The organism is Streptomyces sp. NPDC058872, assembly GCF_042743065.1.
Lineage (GTDB): Bacteria > Actinomycetota > Actinomycetes > Streptomycetales > Streptomycetaceae > Streptomyces.
This window is the reverse complement of the sequence record NZ_JBHYMK010000006.1, coordinates 1-20,156: the sequence shown is the minus strand read 5'-3', so window position 1 is coordinate 20,156 and position 20,156 is coordinate 1. Positions and strand designations below refer to the sequence as shown.

Here is a 20,156-nt window from a genome sequence, read left to right as displayed (position 1 = left end):
CCGACCACTCCGACGTGAGGACTTCCCCTCCATGCACTCGACCACCCTGCCCCTCACGCGCTGGGCGATGTTGTTCGCCGTCGTCGCCGCGCTGATCGTCGGCCTCGGCACGCCCGCGCGGGCGCTGTCCGGCGCCTTCGTCCCGACCCAGAGCAAGGGCAACCGCGGCTCGGACGTCGTCGCCCTGCAGTACCTGCTCAACGCCCAGGGCTCCAACCTCACCGCCGACGGGGCCTTCGGCGGCGGCACCGACTCGGCGGTCCGCTCCTTCCAGTCGGCCAAGGGACTGGACAGCGACGGCATCGTCGGCCCCAACACCTGGAAGGCGCTCACCGTCACCGTCCGCGAGGGCAGCCGGGGCGAGGCGGTGAAGGCCGTGCAGTACCTGCTCAACGCCAAGCGCGGGGCGGGCCTGGCCGTCGACGGCGCCTTCGGCTCCGGCACCGCCTCGGCCGTCCGCAGCTTCCAGAGCCACGCGGGCCTGGACGCCGACGGGGTCGTCGGCCCCAACACCTGGACCAACCTGCTCTGGCACTACGAGTACGCCGACTACAACGCCGGCACCCTGTGCAACCAGAACCCGGACGGCAACTCCTCCGCCGACTGGGGAACGGCCGCCGCCATCGGTCAGCTCGAGGCCGCCGCACGCACCTTCGCCGCCAACGGGCGGGGCCGGGTGCCGGTCGGTGACATCGCCTTCGAGCACGGTGGTTCCATCTCGGGCCACGCCAGCCACCAGGTCGGGCTCGACGCCGACATCTGGCCCGTCCGCACGGACGCGGCCCAGTGCAGCGGCTCCCGGATCACCTGGAGTTCCTCCTCCTACGACCGCAACGCGACCCGCGCACTGGTGAAGGCCCTGCGCGCGGCGGCCCCCGGGCACGTGAAGTTCGTCTACTTCAACGACCCCCAGCTGATCGCCGAGGGGCTGACCGTCTCCTACCCCAACCACGACAACCACCTGCACATCCGCTACTGCGAGGCGGTCCACCCGAACGCCTCCTACCGCTGCTGATCCGCCCACCCATCGGAGGGAAGAGATGATGAGAAGGATTCCCGGCCTGGCCGCCGCCCTGTTCGCCACCCTGGTGGCCGCGTTGACGGCCGGACTGCTCTCCGCGGCCCCCGCACTGGCCGCTGACTGGCCGCTGGTCAGGAACGGCAACACCGGCGTCCAGGTGACCACCGTCCAGCACCTGTTGACCGCCCGCGGCTACGCCACCAGCGCCGACGGCGTGTTCGGCTCCGGCACCGAGTCCAAGGTGCGCGGCTTCCAGAGCGCCAGCGGCCTGGACGCGGACGGCGTCGTCGGCGCCGACACCTGGTCCAGGCTGATCGTCACGGTCCGCAAGGGCAACAGCGGTTCTGCGGTCAAGGCCGCCCAGGTCCAGCTCAACCGCTACGGGGCGGGCCTGGCCGTCGACGGCGCCTTCGGCGACGGCACCGACGCCAAGGTGCGCGGCTTCCAGTCCTCGCACGGCCTGGACGCGGACGGCGTCGTCGGTCCGGACACCTGGCGCGCCCTGGTCACCGGTTCCTCCGGCGGCACCGGTGGCGGCGGCGGGCTGCTGACCCACACCCAGGCGAGCAGCATCTTCAGGTCGGCGAGCATCACCTGGTCCTCCTCCGGCAACTGCTCCAACCGCTACAGCAGCAGCTGCACCTCCTTCGACGGCCTGCGCCAGGCCTCCGCCGACGGGGCCGTCGGGCTGCGCCGGTCGAGCGGTTGCGCCCTGAACATCACCGGCGGTACGGAGACGGGCCACGCCAGCGGAACGTACAGCCACTGGAACGGCTACAAGCTGGACTTCGGCCTGAGCAGCTGCCTGAGCAACTACATCACCGGCACGTTTCCGCGCACCGGCACCAGGGGCGACGGCGCCGCGCTCTACACCGCTCCCTCGGGCAACGTCTACGCCCGCGAGAGCAGCCACTGGGACGTCACCTTCCTCAACTGACCCGTGACCAGGTGACCCGGGTGCCCGGCACGGCGGAGCCACGCCGTGCCGGGCACCTGCGAATCTGTCATGTCCCCGCGGTACCCTCCCCGTTCTGTACAGTTATTCGATTGTCAGAACGGGGAGAGTCGTGGTGTTCGACGAGGGGGGATACGGCTCCGAGCCGCCCGCAAGAGCGCAGGACCGGCTTGCGGCACGGATGCGCGCCGTGAAGGAGGAGTCCGGACTCAGCTACGGCAAGCTGGCCGGCAAGACCAACTACAGCCGTTCCTCCTGGGAGCGGTTCCTGAACGGCAAGCAGCTGCCCAGCAGGATCGCGGTCGAGGAGTTCGCCGCGGTCACGAGGGGGGACGTCGAGGCCCTGCTGGTGCTGCTCGCCGAAGCGGTGGAGGAGGGCGCGTCCGGCTCCGCGGGACGACCGGGCGCCTCCGCCTCCGCGTCCGAGGGGCCGGTGGTTCCGGCGCCGGCCGTTTCCGTGTCCGAGGGTCCGACCGCTCCGGGCGCGCCCGTTTCCGTGTCCGAGGGTCCGACCGCTCCGGGCGCGCCCGTCTCCGATCCGGCCGTGCGGGCCGCCGACCGCCCCGCACGTGACTGGCGGCGCGGTGCCCGGACGCTCGGTCTGGTCGTCGCCGGTGCCCTGCTCGGCAGCGTCGGCACCGCGGTGTACGGGGCCGTCGACACCGCCGCCGGCGAGGACGCGACGACCACCGGCCTGCACGCCCGCGATGCCACGGCGGGTTCCGCGATGCTCACCGCGACCCCGGCGGCCCTGCCCCAGCCCCGCTGTCTGGCCGACACCTGTCTGCGGCGCGAACCGCAGGCCATGGACTGTCATTGGGACGCGACCACCGTGCGGGAAACCTATTTGCGCGGCATGAAGATCCAGCTGCGGTACAGCGCCGCCTGTTCCGCGGTGTGGGGTCGCATCGAGAACGGCACGATCGGCGACTCGGTGATCATCAAGGACAAGGGGGCGTCGGAGGAGTCGGCCACGATCCGCGTCGACCACGACACCTACACCCGGATGCTCGCCGTCACCCCCCAGGCGCCGCACGGTTCGGTGATCATCTGCGGCAAGATCCCGAGGTTCCATCAGATCGAGTGTTCGCCGGTGGGTGCCATCCAGCCCTGACGCGTCCGGGCGGGCCCTATTGGGTGCAGTTGAAATGCGGCATATCCGGCATGGAGTGATATTGGGTTCCTAAGTCGAACTTGACATCGGGAGGCACTCCATGCGCGGAGCCACACACGCCAAGTGGGCCGCACTGGCCACCGCCGTCGCCCTCGCGGCGACGGCCTGCGGCGGTGGTGACGACAGCGGTGGCGGAGGCGCCGACGGCATCGTGAGTTCCTCGTGGGGCGACCCGCAGAACCCGCTGGAGCCCGCCAACACCAACGAGGTCCAGGGCGGCAAGGTGCTGTCCATGATCTTCCGAGGGCTCAAGCAGTACGACCCGAAGACCGGCGAGGCCAAGGACATGCTCGCCGAGAAGATCGACACCACCGACTCGACCAACTTCACCGTCACGGTCAAGGACGGCTGGACCTTCTCCAACGGCGAGAAGGTCACCGCCAAGTCCTTCGTCGACGCCTGGAACTACGGCGCCCAGCTGAAGAACAACCAGAAGAACGCCTACTTCTTCGGCTACATCGAGGGCTACGACCAGGTCCACCCCGACGAGGGCGAACCCACGGCCGAGACCATGTCCGGCCTCCAGGTCACCGGTGACCTCACCTTCACGGTCAAGCTCACCCAGAAGTTCTCGACCTTCCCCGACACCCTCGGCTACGTCGCCTACGCGCCGCTGCCCCAGGCCTTCTTCGACGACCACGCGGCCTGGCTCTCGAAGCCGGTCGGCAACGGCCCCTACACCGTCGACTCCTACTCCAAGGGCTCGCAGATGGCCCTGAAGCGGTGGGACGAGTACCCCGGTGACGACAAGGCCCAGAACGGCGGCATCACCCTCAAGGTCTACACCGACAACAACACCGCCTACACGGACCTGACGGCCGGCAACCTCGACCTCGTCGACGACATCCCCGCCTCCCAGCTCAAGAACGTCTCCGCCGACCTGGGGGACCGTTACATCAACACCCCGGCCGGCATCATCCAGACCCTCTCCTTCCCCTTCTACGACCCCAACTGGAACAAGCCCGGCCAGGAGAAGCTGCGCACCGGCCTGTCGATGGCCATCGACCGGCAGCAGATCACCGACACGATCTTCCAGAAGACCCGCACCCCCGCCGTCGACTGGACCTCCCCGGTCCTCGGCGAGGCCGGCGGCTTCAAGGACATCTGCGGCGACGCCTGCACGTACAACCCGACCGAGGCCAAGAAGCTGGTCGAGGAGGGCGGCGGCATCCCCGGCGGCACGATGACGATCTCGTACAACGCCGACACCGGCTCGCACAAGGAGTGGGTGGACGCCGTCTGCAACTCCATCAACCGCGCCCTCGGCAACAACAGGGCCTGCGTCGGCAACCCGATCGGCACCTTCGCCGACTACCGCAACCAGGTCACCCAGTCGAAGCTCACCGGCCCGTTCCGGGCCGGCTGGCAGATGGACTACCCGCTCATCCAGAACTTCCTCCAGCCCCTGTACTACACGGGCGCCTCCTCCAACGACGGCAAGTACTCCAACCCGGAGTTCGACAAGCTGGTCAACGAGGCCAACGCCGAGACCGAGACGACCAAGGCCATCGGGCTCTTCCAGCAGGCCGAGGAAGTCCTCAAGGGCGACATGGGCGCCATCCCGCTCTGGTACCAGAACGGCAGCGCCGGCTACTCGGACCGGATCGAGAACGTGTCCCTGAACCCCTTCAGCGTCCCGGTCTACGACCAGATCAAGGTGAAGTGACGCCGTAGCGGGCCGTACAGGTCGGCGACGTGCGGCCCGGTCCGCGGACCTCCGCGCCGGGCCGCACGCGTTCCGTCCGTTCCGCCCTCCCAGCCCCCTACCCGGAGCCAACCCCCGGAGCCCCCCATGGGTCGATACGTGATCCGGCGGCTGCTGCAGATGATCCCGGTCTTCTTCGGCGCCACGCTGTTGATCTTCCTGATGGTGAACGTGATGGGCGATCCCATCGCCGGTCTGTGCGGCGACCGCGCCTGCGACCCGGCCACCGCCGCCCAGCTGAAGAAGGAGTTCGGTCTCGACAAGCCGGTCTGGCAGCAATACCTGACCTACATGGGCAACGTCTTCACCGGAGACTTCGGCACGGCGTTCAACGGGCAGCCCGTCACCGAGCTGATGGCCAATGCCTTCCCCGTCACCATCCGGCTCACCATCGTCGCGATCCTCTTCGAGATCGTCATCGGCATCAGCCTGGGCGTCGTCACCGGCCTCAAGCGCGGTCGCCCCGTCGACACCACCGTCCTGCTGCTGACCCTGGTCGTCCTCTCCGTCCCGACCTTCGTCACCGGTCTGCTCGTCCAGCTCCTCCTGGGCGTCAAATGGGGCTGGATCAAGCCGGCCGTCTCGCCCGAGGCGACCTTCAGCGAGCTCATCGTGCCCGGACTGGTCCTCGCCTCCGTCTCCCTGGCGTACGTCACCCGGCTCACCCGGACCTCGATCGCCGAGAACAAGCAGGCCGACTACGTCCGCACCGCCGTGGCCAAGGGCCTGCCCCGCCGCCGCGTCATCAGCCGGCACCTGCTGCGGAACAGCCTCATCCCCGTGGTGACGTTCATCGGCGCCGACGTCGGCGCGCTCATGGGCGGAGCCATCGTCACCGAACGGATCTTCAACATCCACGGCGTCGGCTACCAGCTCTACCAGGGGATCGTCCGCCAGAACACCCAGACCGTCGTCGGCTTCGTGACCATCCTCGTCCTGGTGTTCCTGCTGGCCAACCTGCTGGTCGACCTCCTGTACGCCGTACTCGACCCGAGGATTCGCTATGCCTGAGCCCTTTGAGCCGCTTGAGTCGTACGACGAAGGGCGGGCCATCGCCTCGACCGGCGCCGGGGGCGCGGCCGACCTCGGCACCGCCGAGGCGGAGACGCTGGAGAAGAACCCGGCCGGGCCCGAGGGCACCGGCCCCGACAAGAAGCCCCGCTCGCTCTGGTCCGACGCCTGGCGCGACCTGCGCCGCAACCCGGTCTTCATCATCTCCGGGCTCGTCATCATCTTCCTGGTCGTCATCTCCATCTGGCCCTCGCTGATCGCCTCCGGAGACCCCCTCGACTGCGACCTGGCCAAGGCCCAGGAAGGCTCCCAGCCGGGCCACCCCTTCGGCTTCAACGGCCAGGGCTGCGACGTCTACACCCGTGTGGTCTACGGTGCCCGCGCCTCCGTCACCGTCGGCGTCTGCGCCACCCTCGGGGTGGCCCTCCTCGGCTCCCTCCTCGGTGGCCTCGCGGGCTTCTTCGGCGGGACCTGGGACGGCATCCTCTCCCGGCTCACCGACGTCTTCTTCTCCATTCCGGTCGTCCTCGGCGGCCTCGTGCTCCTCTCCGTGGTGACCAGTACCACCGTCTGGCCCGTCGTCGGCTTCATGGTGCTGCTCGGCTGGCCACAGCTCTCCCGCATCGCCCGCGGCTCCGTCATCACCGCCAAGCAGAACGACTACGTCCACGCCGCCCGCGCGCTCGGGGCCTCCAACGCGCGGATGCTGTTCCGGCACATCGCGCCGAACGCCGTCGCCCCGGTGATCGTCGTCGCCACCATCGCCCTCGGCACGTACATCGCCCTCGAAGCGACCCTGTCCTACCTCGGCGTCGGACTGAAGCCGCCCACCGTCTCCTGGGGCATCGACATCTCCTCCGCCTCGCCGTACATCCGCAATGCCCCGCACATGCTGCTCTGGCCGGCCGGTGCGCTCGCCGTCACGGTGCTCGCGTTCATCATGCTCGGCGACGCGGTGCGCGACGCCCTCGACCCGAAGCTGAGGTAGCGCCATGCTGCTCGAAGTGCGTGACCTGCACGTGGAGTTCCACACCAGGGACGGAGTGGCCAAGGCGGTCAACGGCGTCAACTACTCCGTGGACGCGGGGGAGACCCTCGCCGTCCTCGGCGAGTCCGGCTCCGGCAAGTCCGTGACCGCCCAGGCGGTCATGGGCATCCTCGACATCCCTCCGGGCAAGATCAGCGGGGGCGAGATCCTCTTCCAGGGCCAGGACCTCCTCAAGCTCAAGGAGGAGGAACGGCGCAAGGTCCGCGGCGCGAAGATGGCGATGATCTTCCAGGACGCCCTGTCCTCGCTCAACCCCGTCCTCAGCGTCGGCGACCAGCTCGGCGAGATGTTCCAGGTCCACAAGGGCATGTCCCGCAAGGACTCGCGGGCCAAGGCCGTCGAGCTGATGGACCGGGTCCGCATCCCCGCCGCCAAGGAGCGCGTCGGCCAGTACCCGCACCAGTTCTCCGGCGGCATGCGCCAGCGCATCATGATCGCCATGGCGCTCGCCCTCGAACCCGAACTGATCATCGCCGACGAGCCCACCACCGCCCTCGACGTCACCGTCCAGGCCCAGGTCATGGACCTCCTCGCCGAGCTCCAGCGCGAACTCAACATGGGGCTCATCCTCATCACCCACGACCTGGGCGTCGTCGCCGACGTCGCCGACAAGATCGCCGTGATGTACGCCGGCCGGATCGTCGAGCAGGCCCCCGTCCACGAGATCTACAAGAGGCCCGCCCACCCGTACACCCGGGGGCTGCTGGACTCGATCCCGCGCCTGGACCAGAAGGGCCAGGAGCTCTACGCGATCAAGGGACTGCCCCCCAACCTGCTCGCCATCCCGCCCGGTTGCGCCTTCAACCCCCGCTGCCCGATGGCCCAGGACGTCTGCCGGACCGACGAGCCCCCGCTGTACGACGTGACCGGGTCCCCGGTGCCGCGCGCCAGCGCCTGCCACTTCTGGAAGGAGTGCCTCCATGGCTGAGGCGATTCTCGAAGTCCGGGACCTCCACAAGCACTACCCGCTGACCCAGGGCATCCTCTTCAAGAAGCAGGTCGGCGCCGTCAAGGCCGTCGACGGCGTCGACTTCGAACTCGCCGCCGGCGAAACCCTCGGCATCGTCGGGGAATCCGGCTGCGGCAAGTCCACCGTCGCGAAGATGTTGGTCAACCTGGAGACCCCGACCTCCGGGAGCATCCGCTACAAGGGGGAGGACATCACCAAGCTCTCCCCGCGCGCGCTGAAGGCCGTCCGGCGCAACATCCAGATGGTGTTCCAGGACCCGTACACCTCGCTGAACCCGCGGATGACGGTCGGCGACATCATCGGCGAGCCGTACGAGATCCACCCCGAGGTGGCCCCCAAGGGCGACCGGCGCCGCAAGGTGCAGGAGCTGCTGGACGTCGTCGGCCTCAACCCGGAGTACATCAACCGGTACCCGCACCAGTTCTCCGGCGGCCAGCGCCAGCGCATCGGCATCGCCCGCGGCCTCGCCCTCCAGCCCGAGATCATCGTCGCCGACGAGCCGGTCTCCGCCCTCGACGTCTCCGTCCAGGCCCAGGTCGTCAACCTCCTGGAGAGCCTCCAGTCCGAGTTCTCGCTGTCGTACGTCTTCATCGCGCACGACCTGTCCATCGTCCGGCACATCTCCGACCGCGTCGGCGTCATGTACCTCGGCCGGGTCGTCGAGATCGGTACGGACGAGCAGATCTACGACCACCCCACCCACCCCTACACCCAGGCGCTGCTCTCCGCCGTGCCCGTTCCGGACCCCGAGGCGCGCGCCCCGCGCGGGGGAGCCCCCGGTGAGGGCAGGGGGAGGATCATCCTCACCGGCGACGTCCCCTCCCCGGCCAACATCCCCTCCGGCTGCCGCTTCCGCACCCGCTGTTGGAAGGCCCAGGACCGCTGCGCCCAAGAGGTCCCGCTCCTCGCCGTCCCGGCGGTCTTCCGCTTCCAGGACACCCCTGCCAAGCACGACTCGGCCTGTCACTTCGCCGAGGAACGGCAGCCGGTCCCGCCGGAGAGCGGGGGCACGCAGGGGCCGTCGGTCCCGTCCGAGGCCGACGGCGGTACGGAAGGGTCGTCGGTCCTGCCGGAACGCGGCGCCGCAGAGGAGCCGGGAACCCCGCCGGAGAACGGCGACGAAGGCCACCGGGAGCCGTAACGCGCGGGCAACTTCGTGGAATCGGATCCGATATACGGACACGGCAGGCTCAACGGAGTACGGCCGTGCGGGTGCCGTAAGCCGGCCGGGGCGCGCCATGTCGCCCCGGCCGGCTGCCGCTTCCCCGGCCGGCTGCCGGTTCCCCCGCCGGCTGCCGCTTCCCCCCGCCGGCCCCTCCGGGACGCCGGAGCGGGGCTCCGGACCACCGGACGCCCCCGTCCCGCTCCTCACCCCCACGGGGCCCCGTTTTCGCACGGGCATCCACCCGCTCGCCGTCGTTGTCCCGACGTTTCCCCACGGATCACCCAGGGGACCCCGTAGCCCCACAGATGTGCGGAACCGCTTGTCCCGCCCGGGCGCGACCGTGAGGATCGAGGCCGTGACTGCGACACGAACGGCACGCCTCACCGGCGCCGCGCTCTGCGCCGCGCTCGCCCTCATCACCGCCGGGTGGATCCTCGAGGACCTCGCCGTGCTCGGCTCGCCGGCCGACCTCGTCTGGTACTGGGCCGGGGACCGCCACTTCCTGGTCCGAGGACGGTCCGCCACTTCCCTGATCGACGCCGTGCTCCTCGTCGGGTCGGCCGCGACCGCCGTCGCCGCCCTCCGCTCGCGACACGCGGCCTCCGCCCTCGCCGCCACCGGAACGGTCACCCTCGCACTGCGCCTCCCGGGACTCTGGGCCCCCGGGAGCGGGGCCCTCGTCACCGCCCTGCTCGAACTGGCCCTCGCCGGCGGACTCGTCCTCACCGCCGCCGTCGGCCGCCGCCCGGCCGGCCCCCACGAGCAACCGCCCACCAGCCCCCGCACCGGCCCCGCGGTCGCCGCCGGGGTCCTCCTCCTGGTCGCCGCGCTCGTCGTGACCGGATGGGAGCTGTACTGGGCGGGCAAACTGCCCCTGGAGACCACCGCCGACCGGTTCACCGGCGGTCGCTCCGTCGTCAGGCCCGCCCTCGCGCCGCCCCCCGGCTGGCTCTCGACGGTCCTCGCCGCCCTCTACGGCACGGCCGGGGCCCTCGGCCTCGCCCGGGCCCGGCACAGTCGTGCCTTCGGGCTCCTGGCCGCCGCGTTCCTGACGGCGGGCGGCCTCGGCGGGGTCGCCCGCTCGGTCCGGTACGAGACGTTCACGCACCTGGGCGACCCCACCTCCCTGTACGCGATGGGCGCCCTCACCTCCGCCCTCGAACTGCTCGCCGGCATCGCGGTGTTCGTGCTGCTCGCCGGGCGCGGCGCCCCCGCCGCCGCGCCCGCCCCGCACCCGGTGGCCGGGACGCCGGCCCCGACGCCGGCCCGTCCGCGCCCACCGGGTCGGTGACTCACCGCTCCAGGCCGAGGGCCCGCTTCAGGAAGTCCACCTGGAGCAGGAGCAGGTTCTCCGCCACCTGCTCCTGCGGCGTCATGTGCGTCACCCCGGACAGCGGCAGCACCTCGTGCGGCCGGCCCGCCGCGAGCAGCGCGGACGAGAGCCGCAGCGCGTGCGCCACCACCACGTTGTCGTCCGCGAGGCCGTGCACCAGCATCATCGGCCGGACCGGCCCCTCCGGTGCGGACAGGCCGTCATCGGTCACCAGCGACTGCGCCGCGTACACCTCGGGATCGTCCTGCGGGGTGCCGAGGTACCGCTCGGTGTAGTGCGTGTCGTACAGCCGCCAGTCCGTCACCGGGGCCCCGACCACGGCCGCGTGGAAGACGTCGGGCCGCCGGAGCACCGCCCGGGCCGCCAGATAGCCGCCGTACGACCACCCGCGGATCGCCACCCGCCCGAGGTCCAGGGGGAAGCTCCCGGCGAGCGCCCGCACCGCCTCCACCTGGTCCTCCAGGGTCGGGGACAGATCGCGCAGGACGGACTTCTCCCAGGCGGGGGAGCGCCCCGGCGTGCCCCGTCCGTCCGCCACGACCACCGCGAAACCCTGGTCGGCGAACCACTGTGAGGTCAGGTGGGCCTGGTGCGAGGCGAGCACCCGCTGCCCGTGCGGACCGCCGTAGGGGTCCATCAGGACCGGCAGCGGCCCGTCCCCCTCCGCGTACCCCGAGGGCAGCAGCACCGCGCACGGAATCCGCCGGGCGCCGGCCTCCACGAGCCGCACCCGCGCGGAGATCACCGGCCGCTGTGCGTACGAGGCCACCACCGCGACCTGCTCGCCGTCCCGCAGCACCCGCGCCACGCTCCCGGCCTCCTCCGGCCGTGCCGACACGAGGACGGTCACCGTCCCCGAGCGCACCGCCCCGTGCACGCCGACGCCCTCGGACAGCCGTTCCGCCCCCCGTGCGGTCACCCGGTACACATGGATCTCGCCCGTCCCGGGTTCCGCCGCCGCCTCACCGGCCGAGGCCGACACGAGGACGTCGTCGGTCCCGGTGTCGAGCACCGACCGGACGTGCAGTTCCGCACCGGTCCACGACTCCTCGCCGACGGCGAGGACCCGCGGGCCGCCCTCGTCCGTGAGCCGCACCAGTCCGCCGCCGGGGCCCCACGAGGGCACGCCCCGGTGCAGCTCCAGCCATGCCGGGTCCGTCTCCGTCCGTACGACCGCGGTCTTCCCCGAATCCGGCTCCACCGTCAGGAAGAGCTGCTCCCGTTGGTCCCGCGCCTGCACGAGCAGCAGCGGCGCCCCGCCCGCCGACCAGTGCACCCGCGCCAGGTACGGGTACCGGTCCCGGTCCCACCGCACCTCCGTGCGGGATCCGTCCAGGCCCATCACGAAGAGCTCCACCCCGGCATTGGCCGTTCCCGTCGCCGGGTACCCCACGGCCTGCGGCTCCCGCTCGGGGTGCGCCGGATCCGCGATCCACCAGCGCCGCACCGCCCGGTCGTCCGCCCGTGCCACGAGCAGCCGGTCCGAGGCGGGCGACCACCAGTGGCCGCGCTCCCGTCCCATCTCCTCCGAGGCGATGAATTCGGCCAATCCGTAGGAGACGTGTTCGTCCTCCGGGACGGCCAGCGCGCGGTCCTCCGCGCCGTCCGCGCCCACCACCCGCAGCGCGCCCTCCGCCACGTACGCGACGAACCGCCCGTCCGGCGAGGGGCGCGGGTCGATCACCGGCCCCGGCACCGCGAGTTCCCGTGCCGTCCCGGCCCGCAGCTCCGCCGTGAACAGCCGCCCCGACAACGCGAACGCCGCCCATTCCACCGCCGCGTCCACCGCGTACGCCACGATCCCGGCGGACCCCTCCCGGCTCCGCTCCCGGCGCGCCCGCTCCTGCGGAGACAGCTCCTCCTCCGCACCCGCGAGCAGGACGGAGGGGTCGGCGACCGAACGTTCCCCGGGCTCCCCGTCGCGGGGCAGGTCGAGCACCCAGAGCCGGTGCGTCCGGTCCGTCCCGGAAGCGGACCGGACGAACACCACGCGCTCCCCGTCCGGGGAGACCGAGAACCCACGCGGGACCCCCAGGGTGAACCGCTGGGTCCGGGCGTGCTGGCGGGGGAAGGAAAGCTCGGCCGAGGGTGTGGCCGACTGCTGTGAAGACAAGGTCATGGGGCTGAAACTAGCGCTGTGCGCCCCCCTTGTGCCCCTGTCCGCCGACCGATGCGGCGGCACGGATAGTTATGATCCGTAGCGCTAGGTGGGTATGCATCTGACGGGCATGCCTCCTGGCACATGCTGCCCGACCAAGCCGCTCGAATATCCGACCGAAGGTGGAGGTGAACCGCCGTGGCACTCTCGATTTCCGTGGTGGTGCTGCTGGCGATCGTCGTCTTCCTGCTGATCCGGAAATCCGGGCTGAAGGCTGGACATGCGGCGGTCTGCGCGCTCCTGGGGTTCTACCTGGCGAGCTCCTCCATCGCCCCGTCCATCAGCACCCTCACCACCAACGTGGCGGGCATGATCGGCGGCCTCAAGTTCTGACCGGAGTCCCCCGCGCCACCTCGTAGGGTGGGGGCATGTCCGATCTCCCCGCCCGCCGTCTGCTGCTCGTGCACGCGCACCCGGACGACGAGTCGATCAACAACGGCGTCACCATGGCCAGGTACGCGGCCGAGGGCGCCCTCGTCACCCTCGTCACCTGCACGCTGGGCGAGGAGGGCGAGGTCATCCCGCCCGACCTCGCCCATCTGGCCCCCGACCGGGAGGACCGGCTCGGCCCGCACCGCATCGGCGAACTCGCCGCCGCGATGGCCGAGCTCGGCGTCACCGACCACCGCTTCCTCGGCGGCCCCGGACGCTTCCGCGACTCCGGAATGATGGGCGTCGAACAGAACGGGCGCACCAATGCCTTCTGGAACACCGACGTCGACACGGCGGCCCCCCACCTCGTCGAGGTGATCCGCGAAGTGCAGCCGCAGGTCCTGATCACCTACGACCCCGACGGCGGCTACGGCCACCCGGACCACATCCAGGCCCACCGCGTCGCGACCCGCGCCGCGGAGCTCGCCGCCGACCCGGCCTACCGTCCCGACCTCGGTCCCGCCCACGCGATCGCCAAGACCTACTGGAACCGCGTCCCGCGCCCCGTCGCCGAGGCCGGCTTCGCCCGGCTGCGCACCGAGGGTTCCGTCTTCCCGGGGGTCGCCGCGCTCGACGACGTCCCCGGCGTCGTCGACGAGGACCTGATCACCGCCGAGATCACCGCCGACCCCGCGTGCACGGCCCGCAAGGTCGCCGCGATGGCCGCGCACGCCACCCAAGTCGCGGTCGACGGGCCCTTCTTCGCCCTCTCCAACGACCTCGCCCAGCCGATCTTCACCACCGAGTACTACGAGCTCGTCCGGGGCGTCCCGGGCGCCCCCGCCGGCACGCGCGAGACGGACCTCTTCGCGGGGGTGGGCGCGTGAGCACCACCGCTTCCCCCGCCTCCCAGGGGGCCCGGTTCACCTGGTACGCCGTCCTGGTCGTCCTCGGCGCCCTGGTCGGCGCCGCGGGGTCCCTCGTCCAAGCGGCCTGGTTCCCCGGCGGCTTGCTCCTCGCGCTCCTCGGGGCCGCGGGCCTCTTCTACGGGGGGCTCCGGGCCACCGGCACCCAGGCCGGCGTCTTCACCGCCGGCGTGGGCTGGCTCCTCGCCGTGATCCTCCTCAGCAACACCCGCCCCGAAGGGGACAGGGTGTTCACCGGTGACGGCAGCGAGCTGCTCTACCTCTTCGGCGGCATGGCGATCGCTGTGATGTGCGCCACGCTGTTCCGGTTGCCGCGCACACCCTTGTGAGCAGGACGACTTGAGGCCACAGTCGTCCTGACTTCGGCCGGATTGCCCGTCGTCCGTGACCCGGGGTCGGGTATATGCCGGCGGCGGCCAGTATGGTGGTGCGCGCCGCCGAACCGCCCGGGTCATACGAGCATCAGCAAGAGCGGGCGGTGGAGCCAACCGGGAGATCCTGCTTTGAGTCGTGAAACTGGTCGAGAGACTGACAGTTCGTCCTCCGGCGCCCAGGGGCGCGGTGGAGCTGCGTACCCGTCGGGTACCCCGCCGTACGGATCCCGCCAGTATCCGTCGCTCCACCCCTCGCAGGACGCGCCGGAGGAGACTCCGGCCGCGTCCGCACCGCCGGAGGAGCCCAAGACCGAGACGACGCTGACGACGCGCATCCGCATCAACATCCCGGGTTCGCGTCCGATCCCGCCGGTCGTGGTCCGCAAGACCGTCAACGAGGCGTCCGCCCGGGAGCCGGAGCCCGAGGCGCCGGAGCCGGAGCCCGAGGCGCCGGTCGCGACCCCGGAGCCGCCGCGGGCGGCCGAGGAGGCGGCACCGGCCGCGAAGGCGACGAGCGACTGGTTCGCCCCGCGCAAGCCGGCGGCCCCCGCTCCGCCCACCACGCCCTCCCCCGCCCCGGCGGCCAAGCCCGCCCCGGCTTCCGGTGCACCGGAAGCCCAGGGCACCGGCTTCGCCGGCTCGGCGACCTCCGGCGTCCCGACGGTCGGCACGACCCCGTCGAGCCGACCGGTCACCGCACCCGCCCAGACGCCGCCGGGCAATCCGCTGTACGACAGCGGGACGCCGGTGGGCGGCACCCCGGTGTACGGGGACCCGCAGGGCGCGGGCACCCCCGCGTACGACGGCACCCCCGCGGGCGGCACTCCCGCGTACGACGGGATCCCCGCGGGCGGCACCCCCGCGTACGACGGCACCCCCGTCTACGGGGCGGCCCCGGCCACCGGCACCCCCGCGTACGACGGCACCCCCGCGGGCGGGACCCCCGCGTACCCCGGTCCGGGGGCCCCGGGGGCTCCGAGCGGCCCCACCACGGGCCCGGTCACCGGGACCGCCGCGCTCGGCGGCGGCCCCGCCGCCTCCCGACCCTTCGCGGGCGGCGGGCACCAGGGCGAGGGCACTCCGTTCGCGGGCGGCGGTGCGCCCCGGTTGTCCGACGACACCGCGATCCTGACGCCGCAGCAGCCCGCCCCGGTGCCCCCGCCCGGCCAGGGGGCGCCGGCCGAGAACGGCGGCCACGTTTCCGGCGACACGGTCACCAGCGGCATCCCCGTGGTCCCGCCCACGGCGGCCCGCCCGAACCAGACCCCCCGCTCGAACCAGGGCCCCGGCCCGAGTCCGGCCCACCGCGCCGAGCAGCGTCCGGCCCCCGCCCCGCGCCCGGCGCCCGCCGCCGACCGAGCTCCGGCCAAGAAGGGACGCTCCAAGCTGGTCCTGGTGGCCGCCGGAGTCGTCGGCCTGGCCGGCGTCGCCTACGGCGCGGGACTCCTCCTCAACCACTCCGACGTCCCCAAGGGCACCACGGTGCTCGGCGTGGACATCGGCGGCGGGACGAAGGAGGAGGCCGTCAACAAGCTGGACAAGGCCCTGGGGCAGCGCGCCCGCACCCCGCTCCAGCTCGGCGTCGGCGGCAAGAAGGTCCAGCTTCCGCCGGACAAGGCGGGGCTGGCCCTGGACAGCCAGGAGACCGTTCGCGCCGCAGCGGGCAGCGATTACAACCCGATGTCCGTGATCGGCTCCCTCTTCGGCGGCGAGCGGGTCGCCCAGCCGGTCTTCCCCGTCGACAAGGAGAAGCTGGCCGTCACCCTGACCGACCTCGCGGGCACCTCCGCCTCGGCGACCGAGGGCACGATCCTGTTCGCCCCGAACAAGGTGACCCCGGTCGAGGGCAAGCCCGGCAAGGGCCTGGACGTCCAGCGCTCCATGATCTCGGTGCAGGACGCCTTCCGCGCCCAGGTCGAGACGGGTCGGAGCGTGCTGGTCGAGCTGCCGGTCACCACCCGTCAGCCGACGATCACCAAGGCCGAGCTGGACCGGGCGATGCGGGAGTTCGCGACCCCGGCCATGTCGGGCCTGATCAGGATCCAGGCGGGCGACAAGTACATCGACTTCGGCCCGGCGCGGTCCCTGCCGCAGATCCTCTCCATGAAGGCCGTCGACGGCCGACTGGTCGAGGTCTACGACAAGAAGGCGATCGACCGCCTCCTGGACGGAGCCTTCGACGGCGTCATGATCACCAAGGGGGACGGCAGCAAGCACCAGGTCTCCGCCGACGACGTGGCCTTCGTGATGCGCGACGCGCTGCTGGGCAAGACGTCCGAGGAGCGCACGAAGACCATCGACCTCAGCGGCGAGGGCTGAGACCTCCGTTCCGGCCGTGCGCCCCCGTCCCGTCCCGGGACGGGGGCGTCCGTGCATCGGGGGCCGTGCGGACCGGGGCGCTCCCACCAGCCGGTCGCCCGGCCCGTCCGCTCCACCGTCAGTTGAGCAGGGCCCGGGCCGCCCGTGCCCGTCGGCGGATCGTCGTCGCCGACTCCGGGTCCACCGCGTCCATGACCTGTGCGTACGCCTCCATCTCCGTGGCCCCCGTGAGGAACTGCCCGCGCTGGACGAGCAGCTCGGCGCGCTCGTAGCGGAGCCTCGCCGGATGGGAGGGGAGCAGCAGGGCGAGCTCCACCGCCCACAGGGCCACGTCGGAGCGCTCGGGACGGGGGGCCGCCCAGGCACGGATGTTGTTGAGGACGCGCAGCACGATCGCGCCGGGCTCCGCCGGCCGGAGCATCGAGCGGTCGAGCGCCTCGCCCGTCGCGCTCGCCACCAGGAGCTCGGCGTCCGCGCCCGTCATGGCCCGTCCGCCCGCGAACGGGTCGGCGAGGTCCAGATCGGCCGGGTCGCCGAAGCCCACGACGAAGTGGCCGGGCAGGCCGAGCCCGTACACGGCGGCCCCGGCCCGACGGGCGACCTCCATCCAGACGACGGAGAGCAGGATCGGCAGCCCCCGCCGGCGCCGGAGCACTTCGTGCAGCAGCGAGGACTCCAGACGTTGGTAGTCGGCGGACACGCCCTCGAAGCCCTCGCGGCGGCCGAGGAGCTCGGCGAGTTCGGCCGCCCAGGCGCCGGTGGTCCGGGTCGCGTACGGCACGAGCCCGGCGAGCCGGTCGAGTTCGATCTCGGCTTCGTCGAGGTCGTGCCGGGTGACCGTGGGGTCGGCCACGGCACCGATCAGCAGACAGAGCCTGGCCAGGTCGGGCCGTTCCGACCGGGCCTCCTCGGCGAACTCCCGCCGCCAGTCGTCCCGGTCCGGGACCCCGGACGCGCCCCGCGGCGCGTCGGGTGGGGGTACGTCCTGCGTCACGCCTCCGCCCATCGGTAGTGGTGGTAGTGGTGGTGGAGTGCGAACCCCATCCGGTCGTACAGCGCCCGTGCACCGTCGTTGTCCGTCTCCACCTGGAGCCAGGCCGCCGATGCGCCCTCGTCGAGCGCCTGCCGTGCGAGTGCCGTCATCACGGCGGTCGCCAGGCCCCGGCGCCGCTCGTCGGGGGCCACCTCGACCGCCATGAAGCCGGCCCAGCGGCCGTCGACCACACAGCGTCCGATCGCCGCCGGTACCCCTCCCGTGCCCGCGACGGACGCGAACCACACGCTCGGGCCGGACGCCAGGACGGACCGGACCGCCGGGTCCTCCTCCGCGGAGCCTCGGTAGCGGCGCAGCCACGGCCCGTTGACCGTCCGCGAGAGGCGCACGACGGACGCGTCCGCATCCAGGTCACCGATCGGGGCGAGCGCAGCGATCCGGACCTCGGCGGACACCTCGCGACGCCAGCCGTGCCGGTCGAGCGCGGCGCACAGCAGCTCCTGGGTGCCCTCGGCGCCGGTTGCGGCCTGGACGTAGGCGGGCAGCTTCCGGTCCGCGTACCAGGCGCGCACCCAGGCCAGGGCCTCGTCCACGGGCCGTCCCGGATCTCCGAACGCGAGTGCGGAGTTGGCCCGGCGGGTGAATCCCCCGGCGGCCCGCAGGGTCCATCCGCCGAGGGGCTCGCTCTCGACCGGCTGCCAGGCGCGTGCGGTGGCGCGGGCCAGCTCGGGGAAGGTGGCTGCGGGGCCCCGACGGCGTGCCGGGGCGGCCGGCACGACCTTGCCCGCGACCAGCTTCGGTTCCGCGATCCGGACGCTCTCGCCGCTCTTTCGTGTGATCAGCAGCACACCGGCGTCCCATGATGCGAGCACTCCGACCGCATCGGTGAACCTTTCGCCCGCTTCCGTCGACTCCGTCACGTACCGAACGGAGACACGTTTTCCCACGTCAGCGCTGGTAATGCGCACTTCAAGGCGCCCTGCGCCGATGATTTCCACAGCTTCTCCGCCCCTCCTGTTCGGATCGCCCCCAAGAACGGAGATACTAGGTGCGGGCATCGACGACGCCGCGCTCCCGCGCAGACCAGCCCTATCGAGGAGGAACGACAGCGTGACCTACGTCATCGCGCAGCCTTGTGTCGACGTCAAGGACAAGGCGTGCATCGAGGAGTGCCCCGTCGACTGCATCTACGAGGGCAAGCGGTCCTTGTACATCCACCCGGACGAATGCGTCGACTGTGGGGCCTGTGAGCCGGTCTGCCCGGTTGAGGCGATCTTCTACGAGGACGACACCCCGGAGGAGTGGAAGGACTACTACAAGGCGAACGTCGAGTTCTTCGACGAGCTCGGCTCGCCCGGTGGTGCCTCCAAGCTCGGCGAGATCGAGCGCGACCACCCCTTCATCGCCGCCCTGCCGCCGCAGAACGGCTGATCATCCGCTCTCGGTCCCGTACGGCTCGTTCGCCGTGCGGGGCCGAAGCGTTTTTCCGTACGCACCAGGAAGTGAGCCAATCCGTGAGCGCAGTCTCTTCGCGCCTGCCCGTCTTCCCCTGGGACAAGCTGGAGCCGTACAAGAAGACGGCCCTGGCGCACCCGGACGGAATCGTGGACCTCTCCGTCGGCACGCCCGTCGACCCGGTTCCCGCCCTGATCCAGGAGGCCCTGGTGGCGGCGGCGGACTCGCCGGGCTATCCCACGGTGTGGGGGACGAAGGAGCTGAGGGACGCGCTCACGGGATGGTGCGGGCGGCGTCTGGGGGCGGTGGGCCTCGTCCACGAGAACGTGCTGCCGGTGGTCGGTTCCAAGGAGTTGGTGGCCTGGCTGCCGACGCAGCTGGGACTCGGTCCCGGTGACGCGGTCGCCTACCCGCGGCTGGCGTACCCCACGTACGAGGTCGGGGCGCGGCTCTGCGGCGCGACGCCCGTCGTCTACGAGGACCCGGTGGCCGACCTCGACCCGGCCGCGGTCAAGCTGCTCTGGCTCAACTCCCCGTCCAACCCGACCGGCAAGGTCCTCGCGAAGGACGAGCTGATCCGGATCGTGGCCTGGGCGCGCCGGCACGGGATCCTCGTCTTCGCCGACGAGTGCTACCTGGAGCTGGGGTGGGAGGCCGATCCGGTCTCGGTCCTGCACCCGGACGTCTGCGGCGGTTCGTACGAGGGGATCGTCGCGGTCCACTCGCTGTCCAAGCGGTCCAACCTGGCCGGCTACCGGGCCGCTTTCGTCGCGGGCGATGCGGCGGTCCTCGGCGAGCTCCTCCAGATCCGCAAGCACGGCGGCATGATGACGGCCGCGCCGGTGCAGGCGGCGACGGTGGCGGCGCTCGGTGACGACGCGCACGTGGCCGAGCAGCGCACGCGGTACGCGGCCCGCCGGGCGGCCCTCCGGGCTGCCCTGGAGGCGCACGGGTTCCGGATCGAGCACAGCGAGGCGAGCCTCTACCTGTGGGCGACCCGGGACGAGCCGTGCTGGGACACCGTGGCCCACCTGGCGGAGCGGGGCGTCCTGGTGGCACCGGGCGACTTCTACGGCGAGGCCGGGGAGCGCTTCGTGCGGGTGGCGTTCACGGCGACGGACGAGCGGGTCGAGGCCGCGGTCAAGCGCTTGGGGTGAACGGGAACGGGTGAGGGCC

Annotated in this window: 18 protein-coding genes and 1 pseudogene; 16 read left to right on the top strand and 3 right to left on the bottom strand. The window is 71.9% G+C overall.

From position 1 onward, the window contains the following. Positions 1–31 precede the first annotated feature (31 nt). The 10 genes and pseudogenes from ACFW22_RS05240 (at position 32) to ACFW22_RS05195 (ending at position 10,340) form a co-directional block, all read left to right on the top strand. Complete coding sequence (locus tag ACFW22_RS05240; protein ID WP_386399106.1) at positions 32–1,015, top strand: penicillin-insensitive murein endopeptidase; 984 nt, start codon at positions 32–34, stop codon at positions 1,013–1,015. Between the two features lie 25 nt (positions 1,016–1,040). Further along, positions 1,041–1,322: pseudogene (locus ACFW22_RS05235) on the top strand (peptidoglycan-binding protein); the annotation flags it as partial. A 9-nt stretch (positions 1,323–1,331) separates the two neighbouring features. Beyond that, positions 1,332–1,958, top strand: coding sequence for a peptidoglycan-binding protein (locus ACFW22_RS05230; protein WP_386399501.1), 627 nt, complete (start codon positions 1,332–1,334; stop codon positions 1,956–1,958). Positions 1,959–2,088: 130 nt separating this feature from the next. Further along, positions 2,089–3,090, top strand: a complete 1,002-nt coding sequence (locus ACFW22_RS05225) for a helix-turn-helix domain-containing protein (RefSeq protein ID WP_386399103.1) — start codon at positions 2,089–2,091, stop codon at positions 3,088–3,090. A 100-nt stretch (positions 3,091–3,190) separates the two neighbouring features. Then, positions 3,191–4,816 (top strand): ABC transporter substrate-binding protein, encoded by a 1,626-nt coding sequence (locus ACFW22_RS05220; protein ID WP_386399100.1) that lies wholly within the window; start codon positions 3,191–3,193, stop codon positions 4,814–4,816. Between the two features lie 126 nt (positions 4,817–4,942). Further along, positions 4,943–5,866, top strand: coding sequence for an ABC transporter permease (locus ACFW22_RS05215; protein ID WP_386399097.1), 924 nt, complete (start codon positions 4,943–4,945; stop codon positions 5,864–5,866). Beyond that, a complete protein-coding gene (locus tag ACFW22_RS05210; RefSeq protein ID WP_386399094.1) occupies positions 5,859–6,854 on the top strand; it encodes an ABC transporter permease in 996 nt (331 codons plus the stop codon). Before ACFW22_RS05215 ends, ACFW22_RS05210 begins: the two co-directional genes overlap by 8 nt. A gap of 4 nt (positions 6,855–6,858) precedes the next feature. Continuing rightward, on the top strand, positions 6,859–7,842 hold the full coding sequence (locus ACFW22_RS05205) for an ABC transporter ATP-binding protein (protein ID WP_386399090.1): 984 nt from the start codon (positions 6,859–6,861) through the stop codon (positions 7,840–7,842). After that, positions 7,835–9,025 (top strand): ABC transporter ATP-binding protein, encoded by a 1,191-nt coding sequence (locus ACFW22_RS05200; protein ID WP_386399088.1) that lies wholly within the window; start codon positions 7,835–7,837, stop codon positions 9,023–9,025. Before ACFW22_RS05205 ends, ACFW22_RS05200 begins: the two co-directional genes overlap by 8 nt. Before the next feature lie 379 nt (positions 9,026–9,404). Continuing rightward, positions 9,405–10,340, top strand: coding sequence for a hypothetical protein (locus ACFW22_RS05195; protein ID WP_386399085.1), 936 nt, complete (start codon positions 9,405–9,407; stop codon positions 10,338–10,340). A gap of 1 nt (position 10,341) precedes the next feature. Here ACFW22_RS05195 and ACFW22_RS05190 read toward each other — a convergent pair whose 3' ends face one another. After that, positions 10,342–12,501 (bottom strand): prolyl oligopeptidase family serine peptidase, encoded by a 2,160-nt coding sequence (locus tag ACFW22_RS05190; RefSeq protein ID WP_386399083.1) that lies wholly within the window; start codon positions 12,499–12,501, stop codon positions 10,342–10,344. Between the two features lie 177 nt (positions 12,502–12,678). Between ACFW22_RS05190 and ACFW22_RS05185 the strand changes: the two genes are divergently transcribed. The 4 genes from ACFW22_RS05185 to ACFW22_RS05170 all read left to right on the top strand — a co-directional run bounded on the left by ACFW22_RS05185 (position 12,679) and on the right by ACFW22_RS05170 (position 16,531). Further along, on the top strand, positions 12,679–12,873 hold the full coding sequence (locus tag ACFW22_RS05185) for a hypothetical protein (RefSeq protein ID WP_015035959.1): 195 nt from the start codon (positions 12,679–12,681) through the stop codon (positions 12,871–12,873). Positions 12,874–12,908: 35 nt separating this feature from the next. Further along, entirely contained in the window at positions 12,909–13,799 is an 891-nt protein-coding gene (mshB, locus tag ACFW22_RS05180) for an N-acetyl-1-D-myo-inositol-2-amino-2-deoxy-alpha-D-glucopyranoside deacetylase (protein WP_386399080.1), read from the top strand. Continuing rightward, complete coding sequence (locus ACFW22_RS05175; RefSeq protein WP_386399077.1) at positions 13,796–14,167, top strand: DUF6113 family protein; 372 nt, start codon at positions 13,796–13,798, stop codon at positions 14,165–14,167. The genes mshB and ACFW22_RS05175 overlap by 4 nt, the downstream gene beginning before the upstream one ends. 132 nt (positions 14,168–14,299) lie before the next feature. Next, entirely contained in the window at positions 14,300–16,531 is a 2,232-nt protein-coding gene (locus ACFW22_RS05170) for a hypothetical protein (protein ID WP_386399498.1), read from the top strand. 118 nt (positions 16,532–16,649) lie between these two features. On the opposite strand, the gene ACFW22_RS05165 is transcribed toward ACFW22_RS05170, so the two are convergent. Then, positions 16,650–17,525, bottom strand: a complete 876-nt coding sequence (locus tag ACFW22_RS05165) for a tetratricopeptide repeat protein (RefSeq protein WP_386399073.1) — start codon at positions 17,523–17,525, stop codon at positions 16,650–16,652. Next, positions 17,522–18,523, bottom strand: coding sequence for a GNAT family N-acetyltransferase (locus tag ACFW22_RS05160; protein ID WP_386399071.1), 1,002 nt, complete (start codon positions 18,521–18,523; stop codon positions 17,522–17,524). Before ACFW22_RS05160 ends, ACFW22_RS05165 begins: the two co-directional genes overlap by 4 nt. A gap of 112 nt (positions 18,524–18,635) precedes the next feature. Here ACFW22_RS05160 and fdxA point away from each other — a divergent pair, with 112 nt between their 5' ends. Together fdxA and dapC are read left to right on the top strand one after the other, a co-directional pair. Continuing rightward, entirely contained in the window at positions 18,636–18,956 is a 321-nt protein-coding gene (gene fdxA / locus ACFW22_RS05155) for a ferredoxin (RefSeq protein WP_015035968.1), read from the top strand. An 83-nt stretch (positions 18,957–19,039) separates the two neighbouring features. Next, a complete protein-coding gene (gene dapC, locus ACFW22_RS05150; protein WP_386399069.1) occupies positions 19,040–20,137 on the top strand; it encodes a succinyldiaminopimelate transaminase in 1,098 nt (365 codons plus the stop codon). The last annotated feature ends 19 nt before the right edge of the window (positions 20,138–20,156 follow it).

What these genes read in the sequence shown, in the direction of transcription:
- ACFW22_RS05190 (WP_386399083.1), bottom strand. Translation starts at nt 12,501, where the DNA reads ATGACCTTGTCTTCACAGCAGTCGGCCACACCCTCGGCCGAGCTTTCC.
- ACFW22_RS05220 (WP_386399100.1), top strand. Translation starts at nt 3,191, where the DNA reads ATGCGCGGAGCCACACACGCCAAGTGGGCCGCACTGGCCACCGCCGTC.
- ACFW22_RS05200 (WP_386399088.1), top strand. Translation starts at nt 7,835, where the DNA reads ATGGCTGAGGCGATTCTCGAAGTCCGGGACCTCCACAAGCACTACCCG.
- ACFW22_RS05215 (WP_386399097.1), top strand. Translation starts at nt 4,943, where the DNA reads ATGGGTCGATACGTGATCCGGCGGCTGCTGCAGATGATCCCGGTCTTC.
- ACFW22_RS05240 (WP_386399106.1), top strand. Translation starts at nt 32, where the DNA reads ATGCACTCGACCACCCTGCCCCTCACGCGCTGGGCGATGTTGTTCGCC.
- ACFW22_RS05205 (WP_386399090.1), top strand. Translation starts at nt 6,859, where the DNA reads ATGCTGCTCGAAGTGCGTGACCTGCACGTGGAGTTCCACACCAGGGAC.
- ACFW22_RS05210 (WP_386399094.1), top strand. Translation starts at nt 5,859, where the DNA reads ATGCCTGAGCCCTTTGAGCCGCTTGAGTCGTACGACGAAGGGCGGGCC.
- mshB (WP_386399080.1), top strand. Translation starts at nt 12,909, where the DNA reads ATGTCCGATCTCCCCGCCCGCCGTCTGCTGCTCGTGCACGCGCACCCG.